Consider the following 15,295-nt stretch of genomic DNA (forward strand, 5'->3'; position numbering starts at 1 on the left):
ACTCCCGCTGCCCTATTGCGGCCAGGCGGGTCTTGGGCGGGCCCCCGCCGCGTGGGGGGCGGCGTCCGCATTGATGGCCTGGCGCTCGGCGCTGGTATACGCCACCTTGTTGCGCAGGTAGATCGGCTGGGCGTGGGCCGCGGGCACGCCCTGCCCGTTCGCCAGCGCGCCCACGGCGAGCAGCGCCAGTTCTTGGGCATGCGGGACGATGTCGGCCAGTGCGCCGGCTGCGAAGGGCTGACCGGCGAAGGCCTCGGGATAGGCCGAGAAGCCGTTGCCGCAGGCTTGCAAGCCCTGTGCGGCCAGCGGCGCCACGGCCTGCGGCGCGGCCAGCGCGGGGGCGGCGACCTCGCGCCAGGCGCCCTTGTCGAAACGGTACTGCGCCCAGTACACCTCGCCCATGCGCGCGTCCAGCACGGCCAGCACCTCGTGCGCGCCGGTGCGGGCGCGGCAGGCTTCGGCCATCGCTTCCAGGGTCACCATCGGCAGCACCGGCAGGCCGGCGCCATAGGCCAGGCCCTGGGCCACGCCGCAGGCGGTGCGCACGCCGGTAAAGGAGCCGGGACCGGCGCCGAAGGCGACCGCATCGACCTGGGCCAGGGCCAGGCCTGCTTCCGCCAGCAGTTCCTGGACCATCGGCAGGACCGATTGCGAATGGGTGCGCACGCCCGAGGAGGCGCGCACGAAGACCTTGTCGCCGGCCAGCAGGGCGCAGGAGGCGAGTTCGGACGAGGTTTCGATAGCGAGAATAGTGGGCATGCCGTATTTTAACCGCTCGGCAGCGCGGCAACCATGGTCCGGACCGGCGAAAGCGCCGCGGGCGACAGGCCGCGACACGATGTAGAATGCCGCTCATGCATAGCCTGACCCTCGATCCTACCACCCGCGACACGGTCGCCGCCGCCCTCGACGGCGACGCCTGGACCGTCGCCTGCCTGTGCGCCGCCTGGTGCGGCACCTGTTCGTCCTACCGCGCCACCTTCGATCAGCTGGCCGCGCGCCACCCCGACAAGCATTTCGTCTGGATCGACATCGAGGACCAGGCCGACCTGGTCGGCGACCTCGACGTGGACAACTTCCCTACCCTGCTGCTGCAGCGCGGCGACACCGTGGCCTTCTTCGGCACCATGCTGCCGGACGGCGCCGTGGCGGACCGGCTGGTGCAGGCGCAGGCCGCGCTCAGCGATGAGGAACTCGCCCGCCTGGCGCAATCGAGCGAGGAGCGGCGCGGGTGGCAGCGGGATTGCAACCTGCGTACTTTATTGGCGTAGGGTTGGCGGCTTCGCCGCCGACGCCTTCAAGCAGCGTCGGCAGCATCGCAGCAGGCAGGCGTCACGTATCGACGCGTCGGCGGGAAGACCCGCCGACCCTACGATAAACGCAGCGGCAAGCTGCGCAACCGCTGCCCCGTCAACTTGAACACGGCCGCGGCCACCGCCGGCGCCAGCGGCGGCACGGCCGGCTCGCCCACCCCTTCCGGATGCGCCGCGCTCGGCATGATGATGGTCTCGACATGCGGCGCGCGGTCCATGCGCAGGACGGGATAGTCGCCGAAGTTCGACTGCTGCACCCGCCCCTCGGCCAGGGTGATCTCGCCGCCCAGCGCCGCCGACAGTGCGAACACCACCGCCGACTCCACCTGCTGGGCCACGATGTTGGGATTGACCACGATCCCGCAATCGATCGCGCACACCACCCGGTGCACGCGGATATCCTTGCCCTCGACCGAGACCTCGGCCACCTGCGCCACCGTGGTCCCGAAGGAGCGGTGCAGGGCCACGCCGTGCGCGCGGCCCGCGGCAGGTTCGCCCGCCGCCTTTACCGCCGCGTCCAGCACGGCGACGGCGCCCGGATGCGCGCCGAGAAGTTGACGGCGCAGCGCCACCCCGTCCTGCTTGCCCGCATGCGCCAGCTCGTCCAGGAAGCCCTCCTTGAAGAAGGCGTTGTGCGAATGCCCCACCGAGCGCCAGTAGCCGATCGGCACCGGGCTGTCCACGGTCACGTGCTCCACGCGCTGGTTGGGAATCGCATACTGGTGGTCGAATTCGCCCTCGGCCGTGGTCTTGTCCGGGCCCACGGCCGGCAGGCCCAGGTTGCGCGGGAAGTACTGGTGGCCGATCGCGGCGCCCGCCGACTTGTTATCCCAGGACAGGATATTGCCCTCGGCGTCGAGGTGGGCGCGGAAGCGCGCCAGGGCCGCCGGGCGGTAGACGTCGTGGGTGGTGTCGTCCTCGCGGGTCCAGATCAGCTGCACCGGCTTGCCGCGTACCCCGGGGGCCGCGGCCACAGCGACCGCCTGCGCCACCATGTCCGCCTCCAGGCGCCGGCCGAAGCCGCCGCCCAGCAGCATGACCTCGATCTCCACCTGTTCGCGCGCCACGCCGGCCAACCGCGCCGCCACGTCGACCGCGATGCTCGGCACCTGGGTCGATGCCCACAGCCTGACCTTGCCGTCCGCCACCTTGGCGGTGCAGTTGACCGGCTCCATCGTCGCATGCGCCAGGTAAGGCGCACGGTACTCGGCGCTCACGGTCAAGGCCGCATCCTTGATCTCGGCAGGCCCGGTCTCCTGGTACACGTAGCCGCTGTCGCCGTCGAGGGCGCGCGCGAAGCCTTCGAACACGTCCTCGCTCGACAGCCGCGCATGCTGGCCGTCGATCCAGTTCACCGGCAGCGCCTGCGCGGCCTGGCGCGCCTGCCACCAGGTAGAAGCTACTACCGCCACGCCGGCCCCAGCCCCGCTGTGCTCGGCGAGCGCGGACGAGAAATCGGCGACCGCGATCACGCCCGGCATGCCCTTTACCTTGGCGGCGTCGACGGCGCCAACCTTGCCGCCCACGACCGGCGACATCCGCACCGCCGCGTAGACCATGCCCGGCGGACGGGCGTCGATGCCGAAGCGCGCGCTGCCGTCGGCCTTGATGCGGCTGTCCACGCGCGGTACTGGCTGGCCGATCAGGCGGAAGGCGCCCGGCTCCTTCAGGCGCACCTCGCCCGGCTCGATGTCGAAGGCGGCGGCGCGCGCGGCCAGCGCCCCGTAGCCTGCGCGGCGGCCGTCGCTGTGGATCACGAAGCCATCCTCGGTGCGGCAATCCGCAGGCTTCGCACCCCAGGCCTCGGCGGCGGCCCGCAGCAGCATGGCGCGCGCCACCGCGCCCGCCTCGCGCATCGGGGTCCAGGCGTCACGCACGCTGCTCGATCCGCCGGTGAACATGATGCCCAGCTCGCGCCCCACCTTGGCCAGGAGCCAGTTGGCGCCCTGACGCACGCTGCCCTCGTCGTCGGGGTGGAAAGGGAGGTTCTCGCGCATGACGGCGACGTTGGCGAAGATCTTGTCGATCGGGGCCTTGACCACGCGCACGGCGGCCAGCGGCACGTCGAGCTCCTCGGCCAGCAGCATCGGCAGCGCGGTATGCACGCCCTGCCCCATTTCGCTGCGCGGCACCACCACCGACACCGTGCCATCAAGAGCGATCGCGATCCAGCCATTCAGGGCGACCGCGCCGCCCTGCACTGGCAACGGCTCGGCCGTGTGCAGGCGCTGGCGGGGCGGCTGCACGCCCCAGCCGACCAGCATCGCGCCGCCGGCCAGCAGGCCGCCGATCAGGAAACGCCGGCGCCCCCGGCGCGCGGGCAGTGCCGGGTCAGTTTGCGGCGCCGGAGGCGGCACCAGCTTCAAGTTCCTCATTGCGATCGTGTCCCCATCGTGCCAGCACCTCGCTCGCGGGCACCGGCTTGCTGTACAGGTAGCCCTGCGCCCGGTTGCAGCCGTGGCGCAGGAGGAAGGCGGCCTGCTCCTCGCGTTCGACGCCTTCGGCGATCACGGACAGGTTCAGGCTCTTGCCGAGCTGAATGATAGCAATAGCGATGGCTTCATCGTTGCTGTCCGTCGAAATATCCTTGATGAATGAACGGTCGATCTTGAGGGTCTGCACCGGCATCTGCTTCAGGTAGGCCAGCGAAGAGTAGCCGGTGCCGAAGTCGTCGATCGCCAGCCCTACCCCGACCGCATGCAGGTCGTTGATGAACTGGAGGGCGTCGCCGGTATTCATGATCACCGATTCGGTAACTTCCAGCTGCAGGCGGGCGGCGTCCAGCCCGGTTTCGGCCAGCACCCCGGCCACGGTCGCGGCCATGCCGCCGCGCTCGAACTGGCGCACCGACAGGTTGACCGCCATCTTCGGCACCCGCAGGCCGTGGCCATCCCACACGATCATCTGGCGGCAGGCCTCGGCCAGTACCCACTGGCCAAGCTGGCCGATGAAGCCGGTGTCCTCGGCCAGCGGAATGAAGCGATCCGGCGTCACCAGGCCCAGTTCGGGGCTTTGCCAGCGCACCAGGGCCTCGACCCCGATCAGGCGGCCGCTGTCGATTTCGACCTGCGGCTGGTAGGTCAGGAAGATCTCGTTCTTTTCCACCGCGCGGCGCAGCAGGGCTTCCAGGCGCAGGCGCTCGACGCCCTCGCCGCTCATCGAGGCCGCATAGAAGGCGTAGCCGTTGCGCCCGCGCGCCTTGGCCTGGTACATGGCGACGTCGGCGTTCCGGATCAGCATGTTCAGGTCGGCGGCGTCCTGCGGGAACAGGCTGATACCGACGCTGCCGGTCACGAACAGCTCGTAGCCCGAGACCGTGAACGAGCGCTCGAACATGTGCATCAGCTTTTCGGCCACCCGCGCCGCGCCGGCCGCGCCGCCCACGTCCTCGAGCAGCACCAGGAACTCGTCGCCGCCCAGGCGCGCCAGGGTATCGCCTTCGCGCAGGCAGCCGGCCAGCTGGCTCGCCACCTGCTTGAGCAGCTCGTCGCCGACATGGTGGCCGAGGGTGTCGTTGACGTTCTTGAAGCGGTCCAGGTCGATGAACAGCACCGCCAGCTGCTCGCCGTCGCGGCTGGCGCGCGTCATCGCGTGCTGCAGGCGGTCGTGCACCAGCAGGCGGTTCGGCAGCGCGGTCAGGGGATCGTGGTGCGCCAGGTGGTCGAGCTTCTCCTGCGATTCCTTGACCTTGGTGATGTCGCTGAACACGCACACATAGTGGGTCACCGCATCGCCGTCGTCGCGCACCGCCGACACCGTGAGCCATTCGAGGTAGACCTCGCCGTTCTTGCGGGTGTCCCACAGCTCGCCGCGCCAGAAGCCGGTTTCGGCGAGGTCGCGCCACAAGGCCTGGTAGAACTGCTCGTCCTTGCCGCTGTCGCCCGGGTTGCGGGTCAGGCTCGAACGCCGGCCCAGCGCCTCGGATTCGGTATAGCCGGTGATCTGGGTGAAGGCCGGGTTGGTGGCCACGATCTTGCCGTGCACGTCGAGCACCATGACGCCGTCGGCGATGTGCTCGAGCACGGTGGCGGCCAGGCGCAGCTTTTCCTCCGCCTGCTTGCGTTCGGTGATGTCGGCGAACACCCAGATGCTGCCTTCGTTCGGACGCGCGGGGTCGAGCGCGCAGCCGCTCACCAGGCACCAGAACAGGCTGCCGTCGCGGCGCTGCAGCTGGCGCTCCTCGCCGCCGTCGCCCCCCTCGCGCAGGCGCGCATGGTGCTCGGTCCAGGCGCGTTCGTAGTCGGCCTCGCTGGGAAACAGGAATTCGGTCGAGCCGCCCACCAGCTCACCCTCGCCGTAGCCGAACAGCGCCTCGCAGCGGCGGTTGGCCGAGACGATCGTTTTCTGGCGCACGAACAGCACGCCGAACATGACGTTGTCCAGGATCGCGCCCTGTTCGGTGAGCAGGGCCTCGATGCGCATCTCGTTGTGCTTGCGCTCGCTGATATCGGAGATGATGCCGTCCACGCGGAAGGAGTCGCTGCCCGGCAGACCGAGCGGCTGGCCGCTCTCCAGCACCCAGCGCTCGATGCCGCCGGCGTCGATGATGCGGTATTCGATCTCGTAGGCGCGCCCGGCGCGCACCGCGTCCATGGCCATCTGGCGGTGCATGCGCCGGTCCTCGGGATGGATGATGTCTTCCCAGTGGTCGGTGGTGGAGCGCATGAAGCGCTCGGCGGAATAGCCCGAGATCTCCTCGATGGCGTCGCTGACGAAGTCGATCGGGCCGCCCGGGCTGACCCGGAACACGGCGCCCGGCACCTGGGTGACGATGGTGCGGAACTGTTCCTCGCGCCGGGCGATGTCGGCGAACAGGTCGCGGATCGCCATGCGCATGCGCTCCATCTGGTCGCCCAGGCGTCCCAGTTCGTCGCCGGCCGACAGGCCCAGCGGGGTCTCGAAATCGCCGCGGGCGAGGCGGTCGGAAAAACGGGTCAGGGCGCGCAGCGGCGAGGACAGGCGGCGCTTGAGCAGCAGCGCGATCAGGAACAGCGAGACGCCCACCTGCAGCGCCAGCACCAGCGCATAGTTGCGCTGCTTGGCGCGCAGCTCCTGCTGGCTGCGGTAATCGTCCATCTCGATGGCGACCCGGCCGATCTGCTGGCCGCGCACCACGATGGCGTGTTCGGCGCGGTACAGGCGCCCGAGCGGACCGCCCTGCGCGCGCACGTCGACGAAATCGGCGTCGGACAGGCCGCGTACCTCGACCCGCACCACGGCCGGATCGCGCATGAAGGAGTCGGCCAGCGAACGCGCCGCCTCGACGTTCATGTCCCACAGCGATTCCTGCATGCCCAGCGCCAGGATCTCGGCCTTGCGCTGCACGCTTTCGTTCAGCGCGGCGATGGTTTCTTCGCGCTCCTGCACGCCCACCAGCAGGTAGCTGCCGACCACGGCGGGCACGGCCAGGCTGGCGAACACCACCAGCAGCAGCGCGCCATACAGGGTGCGCCCGTACAGCCGGATCAGGCGGGACGGCAAGGCGCGAAAATCGATGCGGAGTCTGGGCATGACACGTGGGGGGCGTCCGATGAACGCCAGGGCTGGGCTCTTGCAAAAGGTGGATTGTCAGATTATGCACACAACCTTGCCGTGCGTCACTAACTATGCGGCGCGCATGCGGATACACAACACCTTGACAAGGCAGCGGCTACGCATCGGCCGCGCCGCGCAGGTCTCCTCCCATGCCTGCGCCGGCGGGAAGGAATTGCTATGATTGAATTCTTTTAAGGAGAAACGCATGAGCATGACCTTGTATACGGCCACGGTGCCGGTGTTCCGCCAGATGCTTGACGCCCTGGCCGCGGTGCTGGAAAAAGCGGAAAACCATGCGCTCGAGAACCGGATCGAACCCGCCGCCCTGCTCCAGGCGCGCCTGTTCCCGGACATGTTCCCGCTGGTACGCCAGGTGCAGATCGCGGCCGACTTCGCCAAGGGCACTCCCGCGCGCCTGGCCGGCGCAGAGGTGCCGCGCTACGAGGACGACGAAACGAGCTTTTCGGAGCTGCAGCAGCGCATCACCAAGACCCTGGGCTTCATCGACAGCCTGCAGGCGGCGGACATCGACGCCGGCGCCGGGCGCGCGATCACCCACGGCACCGGCGAACGGGCGCGCCACTTCGCGGGCGGCGAAGCCTATGTCACCCGCTTCGCGCTGCCGAATTTCTATTTTCACATCACGACCGCCTACGCCATCCTGCGCCACAACGGCGTGCCGATCGGGAAGAAGGACTTTATCGGCCAGTACGAATGAACCGGCCGGCCTGATCAGGTGTTGCGGCGCGGGTAGCCTTCGGACAGGATGCGCACCCACACGCGCTCCTTGTCCTCGGCGCTCATCGCCACCCAGTTCGCCACCTCGGCCACCGTGCGCCCGCAGCCGCGGCAGACTTCGTCGAAGGTAGTCGAGCACACCGCCACGCAGGGCGTGTCGGGACGCTGCGGGGACGCCTCCCCCGCCCCCTCAGCGCGCGGGGCCGACATCGAGCTTGTCCCAGCCGTCATGGCCGAGCGCTTCCATGGTGTCGATATTCTTCTCGAAGATCTCGGCGGCGTCCGGGAAGGCTTCCACGGCGCGCGCGATGCTGTCCTCGCGCAGCAGGTGCAGGATCGGGTACGGCGCGCGGTTGGTGTAGTTCGCGATGTCGTTCACGTCGGTGTCCGCGAACTGGTACTGGGGGTGGAAACTGGCCACCTGCAGCTCGCCCTCGAGCTGCATGTCCTCGACGGCGGCGTCGGCCACGTCCAGGAACTCGTTGTAGTCCTCGAAATCGTCGAGTACGAAGGGATGGATCAGCAGGGTGGTGTCGACCTGCTCCGCATCGGTGTCCGACAGGTGCTGCAGCTCGTCCATCAGGGTCTCGAGCAGCGCTTCCGGCGTGGTGGCGTTCGAGACGACATAGCGCACCTGCTCCTTGACGTAGACCGATTTGGCGAAGGGGCAAAGGTTGAGGCCGATGACGGCCCGCTCCAGCCAGCGGCGGGTCGCGGCGATGATCGCATCGTCGTCCACGTTCAGGTTGGCAGTGCTCATGATGAAACTTTCGATAAGAAATAGCGTACGGCGGAGACCGGATTGTACGCACTCTTTGCGCCGCCTCATAGATTGACAGCCTGACAAGGCTAAGGTTCACACAGGGCGCAAGCCGGGCGGCCGATGGCGCGCCGGTCCCGGGAAATCCCCTCTCGGCGTCTCATTCGCCACATTGGGCGGCCCCTATTTCCGCATAAAAAGTGTGATACGCCTGGCATCTTCTGTTTTCACGATGCCAACTTGCAAAAATAACCTGAGACAAGTTTTTTTGTAACGGCAACCCATTATTTCTTGACTGACTCAGCGCTTCATTCGTACACTGCCTCCTTGACCCACGTCGTTCGTTCCTGAACGCAACACTGGACTCGCTATGCACGACAAGACTCGCTCCACCCTCGCCTTGGCCGCGCTGGCCCTCTCGGCCGCAGCGCCCTTCTGCCACGCGATGGATACGCCGTCCGCTTCCGCCACCCAGGCGGCAGCCGCCGCAAACGCCCGTCCGGTCCTGCCCCAGGCGCTTGCGCCGGGCAAGGCTGACGCCATCAAGGCCGACGAATACCGTGAAACCGATCTCTGGGCGCGCATCCGCAGCGGCTACGCGATTCCGGACGTCGACAACAAGCTGGTCGGCCGCCATGCCCAGTGGTACAGCGCCCGCCCGGACTACCTGGCCCGCATCTCGGGCCGCGCCTCGCTCTACCTCTACCACGTGGTGCAGGAACTGGAAAAGCGCGGCATGCCGACCGAACTGGCCCTGCTGCCGGTGATCGAATCCGCCTTCAATCCGCAGGCCCTGTCGACCGCCAACGCGGCCGGCATCTGGCAGTTCGTGCCGGGCACCGGCAAGGACTACGACCTCAAGCAGAACATGTTCAAGGACGAGCGCCGCGGCGTGCTCGCCTCGACCGACGCGGCCTTGACCTACCTGCAGCGCCTGTACACCATGTTCGGCGACTGGCACCTGGCCCTGGCGGCGTATAACTGGGGCGAAGGCAATGTTCAGCGCGCCATCAAGAAGAACCAGGCGCTCGGCAAGCCCACCGACTTCGACAGCCTGGCCGAGCTGATGCCGGCCGAGACCCGCAACTACGTGCCCAAGCTGCAGGCGGTCAAGAACATCGTCGCCAGCCCGAACCAGTTCGGCGTCACGCTCCCGGCGATCGACAACCAGCCCTACTTCACCGCCGTCGACAAGACCAGCGACATCGACCTGGCCGTCGCCGCCCAGCTGGCCGAGATGTCGATCGACGAATTCAAGGCCCTGAACCCGCAGTTCAAGAAGCCGGTGATCACCGGCGGCGAGAAGACCAAGATCCTGCTGCCGAAGGAAAACGCGGAGAAATTCCACGTCAACCTGGCCGGCTGGGGCAAGGCGCTGTCGTCCTGGACCACCCACAAGATCACGGGCGCCAAGGAAACCATCGCCTCGCTGGCCTCGAAGTTCGGCACCACGCCGGAAGTCATCCGCCAGGCCAACAATATCCCGGACCGCACCCGCCTCAAGGCCGGCTCGACCATCCTGGTGCCGAAGACCTCGGCCATGGCCCACACCGACATCGCCGAGAACATCATCGACAATGCCGTGGTGGCCTTTGAGGCCGAGCGCAGCGCCAAGCGCGCCAAGGCGGGAACCCAGCGCTTCAAGGCCAAGGCCGGCGTATCGGGCGCCAAGAAGCGCGTCTCGCGCGCCACCACCTCGACCCGCAAGCGCCGCTGATCCAGGCGCCCCGGCTTACCGGGGCCGCCTCGGCCTATTTACGCAAGGCAAGGTTTGCACACCGCGAAAGCGGTGGGCGTGCATGCTTTGCGAAACTACTGTATAGTACTGTTTGTGCGCTGCAAAAAATCCGTGACCATCGTCCGGTGGAAACCAGCCCACGGCAGGAATTCCTGAGCATCACCTTAGCAGCTACGCAAACCAGGCGGCTCTTTCGAGCGCCTCCCATAAAGCCCTCCCGCCCTGTGTGTCGTTGTCGGACACCGTCCCGGCGCAAAGCTTTTGTGCCGAAATTTCTTTCATTCTGAGTCATTTCGTTTGTCGGTTCGCGTTGCTATTTTGCGTTCGCCAGTCGTTTATTCGTCGTCCGCGAACGCCACGATTTAATCCGAAAGAGTTAAGAACACATGAGTTTTGAAGCACTAGGCTTACACGCGTCCCTCGTCAAGGCAGTTGCCGCCGCCGGCTACACCGCACCGACCCCGGTGCAGGAGCAAGCCATCCCCGCCGGCATCGCCGGCCGCGACATGCTGGTCTCCTCGCAGACCGGTTCGGGCAAGACCGCCGCTTTCATGCTGCCGGCCCTGCACCAGCTGGCCGGCATCGAGGCTGCACCGGCGGCCCGCACCCCTGCGCAAGAAGCGCAGTCGGCCCGCGCCCGTGGCGAGCGCGTCCGCTTTAAACCGGCCCAGCCGAAGATGCTGGTCCTGACCCCGACCCGCGAACTGGCCCTGCAGGTCACCACCGCGACCGAACAATACACCGCCGACATGCGCCGCATCCGCGCCGTGTCGATCCTGGGCGGCATGCCGTATCCGAAGCAGATGCAGCTGCTGGCCAAGAACCCGGAAATCCTGGTGGCGACCCCGGGCCGCCTGATCGACCACATGGAGTCGGGCAAGATCGACTTCTCGCAGCTCCAGATCCTGGTGCTGGACGAAGCCGACCGCATGCTGGACATGGGCTTCATCGAAGACATCGAGAAGATCGTCGCCGCGACCCCGGACAGCCGCCAGACCATGCTGTTCTCGGCCACCCTGGACGGCGTGGTGGGCAACATGGCGCGCCGCATCACCAAGGATCCGCTGGTGATCCAGATCGCCAGCGCCACCAAGCGCCACGAGAACATCGTGCAGAAGGTGCACTTCGTCGACGACCTGTCGCACAAGAACCGCCTGCTCGACCACCTGCTGCGTGACGAAAGCATGGACCAGGCCGTGGTCTTCACCGCGACCAAGCGCGACGCCGACATGATCGCCGACCGCCTGAACATCGCCGGTTTCGCGGCCGCCGCCCTGCACGGCGACATGCACCAGGGCGCGCGCAACCGCACCCTGGACAGCATGCGTCGCGGCAGCGTCAAGGTGCTGGTGGCAACCGACGTCGCCGCGCGCGGCATCGACGTGCCGACCATCACCCACGTGGTGAACTACGACCTGCCGAAGTTCCCCGAGGACTACGTGCACCGTATCGGCCGTACCGGCCGCGCCGGCCGCAACGGCATCGCGATCTCGCTGGTGAACCACGCCGAAGGCATGAACGTGCGCCGCATCGAGCGCTTCACCAAGCAGTCGATCCCGGTCGGCGTGGTGGAAGGCTTCGAACCGAAGCGCGCAGCGCCTGCCTCGCGTCCGGGCTGGAAGCCGGGCGACGGCCGCAACAAGCCGGCCCAGCGCAGCTTCGGCAAGCCCTCGGGTCCGCGCCAGGGTGGCTACGAACGCCCGCAGTATGGCGCGCCGCGCGACGGCCAGGGCGAGCGCCCGCAGTACGATCGCGCCCCGCGCGAAGGCGGCTACGAGCGTCCGCAGTACGAAAGCCGCTACGCCGACCGTGGTCCGCGTGAAGGCCAGGGCGAGCGTCCGCAATACGCCGAACGCGCCCCGCGCGAAGGCGCGCCGCGCTACGGCGACCAGCGCCGTCCGAGCGGCCACGCCGCCCCTGCTCCGCGCGAAGGCAACCGCTTCGGCGGCCAGCGCGACGGCCAGCGCCGCGAAGGCGGCTACAAGGGTGCGCACCCGCGCTCAATGGACGGCTCGCGTCGTTCGTTTGGTGAGTAAGCTCGCATAGCAAACGCTAGGTGAAGATGGCTGCCTGAGGGCAGCCGTTTTTTTATGTTCGCGCTGTTCATGCAAACTTGGGTTCCGGCCTTCGCCGGAACCCAAGTTTTAAGCATACCCACGGCGTATAATCCTCTTCCCACCCAAGGAAGAGTCGAGCATTGGCCAAGCGCATCCTCATCGTCAGCCCCGCCCTGGCCCGGGCCAACAACGGCAACTGGCAGACCGCCAGCCGCTGGGCGCGCTTCCTGCGCGGCGTCCATGAAGTCGAGGTGAGCGATGGCTGGCGAGCGAAGGACCCTGCTCCGGATCTCCTGATCGCCCTGCACGCGCGCCGCTCTGCCGCCTCGCTCGCCTCCTTTGCCGAGACCCGCCCGGACAAGCCCTCCCTGCTGGTCCTGACCGGCACCGACCTCTACCGCGACATCCACGAGTCCCGCGAAGCGCAGGCCTCGCTCCAGCGCGCCACAGCCCTCGTTGTCCTGCAGGAAGACGGCATCGCCCAGCTCCCGCCGGCGCTGCGCCCCAAGGCCCGCGTGATCCACCAGTCGGCGCCCACCCTGCACCCGTATCGAGCGCCCGCGCGGCCGCGCCACCTCGACGTCTGCATGATCGGCCACCTGCGCGACGAAAAAGACCCGCTGACCTTCATCCGCGCCGCGAACGAGATCACCCACCCGGCCGTGCGCCTGCTGCACATCGGCGGCGCGCTGGACCCCGCGCTCGAGGTGGCCGCGCGCGCCGCCATGCAGGCCAATCCACGCTACCGCTGGCTCGGCGCCCTGCCCCACACGCAGGCGCGCCAGCGCCTCAAGCGCTGCCACGCGATGGCCATCTCCTCGAAAATGGAAGGCGGCGCCAACGTCATCATCGAGGCGCTGACCTGCGGCGTGCCGGTGCTGGCCTCGGATATCGGCGGCAACCGCGGCATGCTGGGGTCGGACTATGCCGGCTACTTCCCTCTTGGCGACGCCGGCGCACTGGCGCGCCTGGTCGAGCGCAGCGTCGCGGACCAGGATTTCCATGCCCTGCTGCTGCGCCAGTGCGCCGCGCGCGCGCCGCTGTTCCTCCCTTCCGCCGAACAAGCGGCGCTGCGCGACTTGGTGGATAATCTGCTGTTCGCACAACCGCATTGACTGGAACCGATATGAGCACGACGCCCGACCAACCCATCAAACTCACCTCCTTCTCCCACGGCGGCGGCTGCGGCTGCAAGATCGCCCCGGGCGTGCTGGCCGAGATCCTGCAGAAGTCCAGCGGCTTCCCGGTGCCGAAGGAGCTGATGGTCGGGATCGAGACCGCCGACGACGCCGCGGTCTACAAGCTCAACGACGAGCAGGCCCTGATCGCCACCACCGACTTCTTCATGCCCATCGTCGACGATCCCTTCGACTTCGGCCGCATCGCCGCCACCAATGCGATCTCGGACGTGTACGCGATGGGCGGCACCCCGATCATGGCCCTGGCCCTGGTGGGCATGCCGGTCAACAAGCTGCCGCTCGAGACCATCGGGCAGATCATCCGCGGCGGCGAGTCGGTCTGCTCGGAAGCGGGCATTCCGATCGCGGGCGGCCACACCATCGATTCGGTGGAACCGATCTACGGCCTGGTGGTGATGGGCCTGGTGCATCCGTCCAAGGTCAAGCGCAACGCCGACGCCCGCGCGGGCGACGTGCTGGTGCTGGGCAAGCCGCTGGGCGTGGGCGTGCTGTCGGCCGCGCTCAAGAAGGACAAGCTGGATGCGGACGGCTACGCCGCCATGATCGCCAACACCACCAAGCTGAACAAGCCGGGCCGCCTGCTGGCCGACATGCCGGGCGTGCACGCCCTGACCGACGTCACCGGCTTCGGCCTGCTGGGCCACCTGCTGGAACTGGCGCGCGGCGCGAAGCTGGCGGCCAGCCTGGAGATGGCCAGGGTGCCGCTGCTGCCCGGCGTGCTGCAGCTGGCCATCGATGGATTCTTCACCGGCGCTTCCGGGCGCAACTGGGACGCCTACGGCAAGGATGTCGACCTCGGCGCGGCGATCAGCCCCGCCCAGCAGGCCCTGTTGACCGACCCGCAAACCTCGGGCGGCCTGCTGGTGTCCTGCGATCCCTCGGCGGTCGACGAGGTGCTGGCGCTGTTCCGGCGCGAAGGCTTCGGCGAAGCGGCCGTCATCGGCCGCATGGAAGCCGGCGAGCCTCGCGTGCGCGTGGCCTGATCAGGAAGCCGCGAGCGCCTCGAAGCGCTCGGCCAGCATCCGCGCCTGCTCCCGCGGGCGGAAATCCGCATAGCGCGCGGCAAAGTCGCGGGCAGCGGCGCGGTAGCGCGGCTGCCCGAGCAGCGCGCCCACCATCCCGTCCCAGTCGCGCGGCGCGGCCGTCTCGGCCACGTTGATGCCCGCGCCCAGCTGGCGCACCCGCCGCGCCAGCATGAAGCTCTCGGCCGAATGCGGCATCAGGAGCAGTGGCACACCCGCCAGCAGGGCGCGCGTCACGCTGCCCTCGCCGGACTGACCCACGAACAGCGCGCAGTCCTCGAACACCTCCTCCAGCGCCACCGGCGCGCGCGCATAGCGCAGCGCCGGGTCCGCGAGCGGCGGCGCCTTGCCCGCCGCCAGCGCGGGCGAATAGCACAGCACCCGGCAGCCCTGGCGCAGCAGCGCGGCCAGGCAGGCGCCCTGCTCCTCGCCCCCCAGCGGCCAGTACACGAACACGCGCGGCCCGTCTCCTGCAGGCCAGTCGGGCGCGATGCCGCCGCCGACGGGCAGGTTCGGTCCCAGCCAGGGTCCGGGACCGCCGCGCCCGTAATGGTCCAGCTCCGGCCAGGTGCACAGCAGCGGATGCTCGCCCAACAGCAGCTCAGCCCCATGCGCCAGCGGCGCGGCGCCATGCGCTACCAGGACGGCGTTGCAGGAAGCCAGCAGGCGCGTCTCTCCCGCGGCAAGGCGCGCCGGTGGCAGCGCGCCGTGCAGGTTCAGCGGCGGCAAGGCCGCCATCGCGGGAGGCATGCTGAAGCCGGGACCGGCCGAAGCGCTGCGCAGCCCCAGGCTGCGCGCGGCCAGCAGCGCGGTGGGCGCGTAGTCGGCGATCACGAGATCGGGACGATCCACCGTGAACAGCGCGCGCCAGCCCTCCACCAGGCCGGCGAGCGCATCGCTGTCGAGGTAACCGCAGCCCAGCAGGATCTCGGC

At 68.5% G+C, this 15,295-nt stretch carries 12 protein-coding genes; 6 read left to right on the forward strand and 6 right to left on the reverse strand.

Features of this window, described 5'->3' with window-relative positions; all coding sequences use genetic code 11:
- Nucleotides 1-12: 12 nt before the first annotated feature.
- Complete coding sequence (gene tsaB, locus KBW98_RS15685; protein WP_211521089.1) at nt 13-759, reverse strand: tRNA (adenosine(37)-N6)-threonylcarbamoyltransferase complex dimerization subunit type 1 TsaB; 747 nt, start codon at nt 757-759, stop codon at nt 13-15.
- A 95-nt stretch (nt 760-854) separates the two neighbouring features.
- Between tsaB and KBW98_RS15690 the strand changes: the two genes are divergently transcribed.
- The gene (locus KBW98_RS15690; RefSeq protein ID WP_211521121.1) at nt 855-1,271 is read left to right on the forward strand and encodes a thioredoxin family protein; all 417 of its coding nucleotides are present in this window, start codon (nt 855-857) and stop codon (nt 1,269-1,271) included.
- A 98-nt stretch (nt 1,272-1,369) separates the two neighbouring features.
- Here KBW98_RS15690 and KBW98_RS15695 read toward each other — a convergent pair whose 3' ends face one another.
- Both KBW98_RS15695 and KBW98_RS15700 read right to left on the reverse strand, forming a co-directional pair.
- On the reverse strand, nt 1,370-3,688 hold the full coding sequence (locus KBW98_RS15695; protein WP_211521090.1) for a xanthine dehydrogenase family protein molybdopterin-binding subunit: 2,319 nt from the start codon (nt 3,686-3,688) through the stop codon (nt 1,370-1,372).
- Nucleotides 3,645-6,824 carry an EAL domain-containing protein gene (locus KBW98_RS15700; RefSeq protein ID WP_211521091.1) on the reverse strand — a complete coding sequence of 1,060 codons (3,180 nt, stop codon included), beginning with the start codon at nt 6,822-6,824 and terminating at the stop codon, nt 3,645-3,647. Before KBW98_RS15700 ends, KBW98_RS15695 begins: the two co-directional genes overlap by 44 nt.
- Before the next feature lie 229 nt (nt 6,825-7,053).
- Between KBW98_RS15700 and KBW98_RS15705 the strand changes: the two genes are divergently transcribed.
- A complete protein-coding gene (locus tag KBW98_RS15705; protein ID WP_211521092.1) occupies nt 7,054-7,566 on the forward strand; it encodes a DUF1993 family protein in 513 nt (170 codons plus the stop codon).
- Nucleotides 7,567-7,580: 14 nt separating this feature from the next.
- On the opposite strand, the gene KBW98_RS15710 is transcribed toward KBW98_RS15705, so the two are convergent.
- Both KBW98_RS15710 and KBW98_RS15715 read right to left on the reverse strand, forming a co-directional pair.
- Complete coding sequence (locus KBW98_RS15710) at nt 7,581-7,796, reverse strand: DUF1289 domain-containing protein (RefSeq protein ID WP_211521093.1); 216 nt, start codon at nt 7,794-7,796, stop codon at nt 7,581-7,583.
- A complete protein-coding gene (locus tag KBW98_RS15715; protein ID WP_211521094.1) occupies nt 7,777-8,346 on the reverse strand; it encodes a DUF1415 domain-containing protein in 570 nt (189 codons plus the stop codon). Before KBW98_RS15715 ends, KBW98_RS15710 begins: the two co-directional genes overlap by 20 nt.
- 370 nt (nt 8,347-8,716) lie before the next feature.
- On the opposite strand from KBW98_RS15715, the gene KBW98_RS15720 reads away from it, so the two are divergent.
- The 4 genes from KBW98_RS15720 (at nt 8,717) to selD (ending at nt 14,323) form a co-directional block, all read left to right on the forward strand.
- The gene (locus KBW98_RS15720; protein ID WP_211521095.1) at nt 8,717-10,063 is read left to right on the forward strand and encodes a transglycosylase SLT domain-containing protein; all 1,347 of its coding nucleotides are present in this window, start codon (nt 8,717-8,719) and stop codon (nt 10,061-10,063) included.
- Nucleotides 10,064-10,470: 407 nt separating this feature from the next.
- Nucleotides 10,471-12,120 (forward strand): DEAD/DEAH box helicase, encoded by a 1,650-nt coding sequence (locus KBW98_RS15725; protein WP_211521096.1) that lies wholly within the window; start codon nt 10,471-10,473, stop codon nt 12,118-12,120.
- Between the two features lie 161 nt (nt 12,121-12,281).
- Complete coding sequence (senB, locus tag KBW98_RS15730) at nt 12,282-13,256, forward strand: selenoneine biosynthesis selenosugar synthase SenB (RefSeq protein WP_211521097.1); 975 nt, start codon at nt 12,282-12,284, stop codon at nt 13,254-13,256.
- Nucleotides 13,257-13,267: 11 nt separating this feature from the next.
- Entirely contained in the window at nt 13,268-14,323 is a 1,056-nt protein-coding gene (selD, locus tag KBW98_RS15735; protein WP_211521098.1) for a selenide, water dikinase SelD, read from the forward strand.
- Here the strand turns inward: selD and KBW98_RS24215 are convergent, their stop codons facing one another.
- On the reverse strand, nt 14,324-15,112 hold the full coding sequence (locus KBW98_RS24215; protein WP_373888956.1) for a glycosyltransferase: 789 nt from the start codon (nt 15,110-15,112) through the stop codon (nt 14,324-14,326). It lies immediately after the preceding gene.
- Between the last annotated feature and the right edge of the window lie 183 nt (nt 15,113-15,295).

The sequence above is a fragment of the Massilia sp. ST3 genome (genome assembly GCF_018119405.1).
Taxonomy (GTDB): domain Bacteria; phylum Pseudomonadota; class Gammaproteobacteria; order Burkholderiales; family Burkholderiaceae_D; genus Telluria.

Coding starts and splice junctions, on each gene's coding strand:
- KBW98_RS15710 (WP_211521093.1), bottom strand. CDS start 7,796: ATGTCGGCCCCGCGCGCTGAGGGGGCGGGGGAGGCGTCCCCGCAGCGT.
- KBW98_RS15720 (WP_211521095.1), top strand. CDS start 8,717: ATGCACGACAAGACTCGCTCCACCCTCGCCTTGGCCGCGCTGGCCCTC.
- KBW98_RS15725 (WP_211521096.1), top strand. CDS start 10,471: ATGAGTTTTGAAGCACTAGGCTTACACGCGTCCCTCGTCAAGGCAGTT.
- tsaB (WP_211521089.1), bottom strand. CDS start 759: ATGCCCACTATTCTCGCTATCGAAACCTCGTCCGAACTCGCCTCCTGC.
- KBW98_RS24215 (WP_373888956.1), bottom strand. CDS start 15,112: ATGCCTCCCGCGATGGCGGCCTTGCCGCCGCTGAACCTGCACGGCGCG.
- KBW98_RS15690 (WP_211521121.1), top strand. CDS start 855: ATGCATAGCCTGACCCTCGATCCTACCACCCGCGACACGGTCGCCGCC.
- KBW98_RS15715 (WP_211521094.1), bottom strand. CDS start 8,346: ATGAGCACTGCCAACCTGAACGTGGACGACGATGCGATCATCGCCGCG.
- KBW98_RS15700 (WP_211521091.1), bottom strand. CDS start 6,824: ATGCCCAGACTCCGCATCGATTTTCGCGCCTTGCCGTCCCGCCTGATC.
- KBW98_RS15695 (WP_211521090.1), bottom strand. CDS start 3,688: ATGAGGAACTTGAAGCTGGTGCCGCCTCCGGCGCCGCAAACTGACCCG.
- KBW98_RS15705 (WP_211521092.1), top strand. CDS start 7,054: ATGAGCATGACCTTGTATACGGCCACGGTGCCGGTGTTCCGCCAGATG.
- selD (WP_211521098.1), top strand. CDS start 13,268: ATGAGCACGACGCCCGACCAACCCATCAAACTCACCTCCTTCTCCCAC.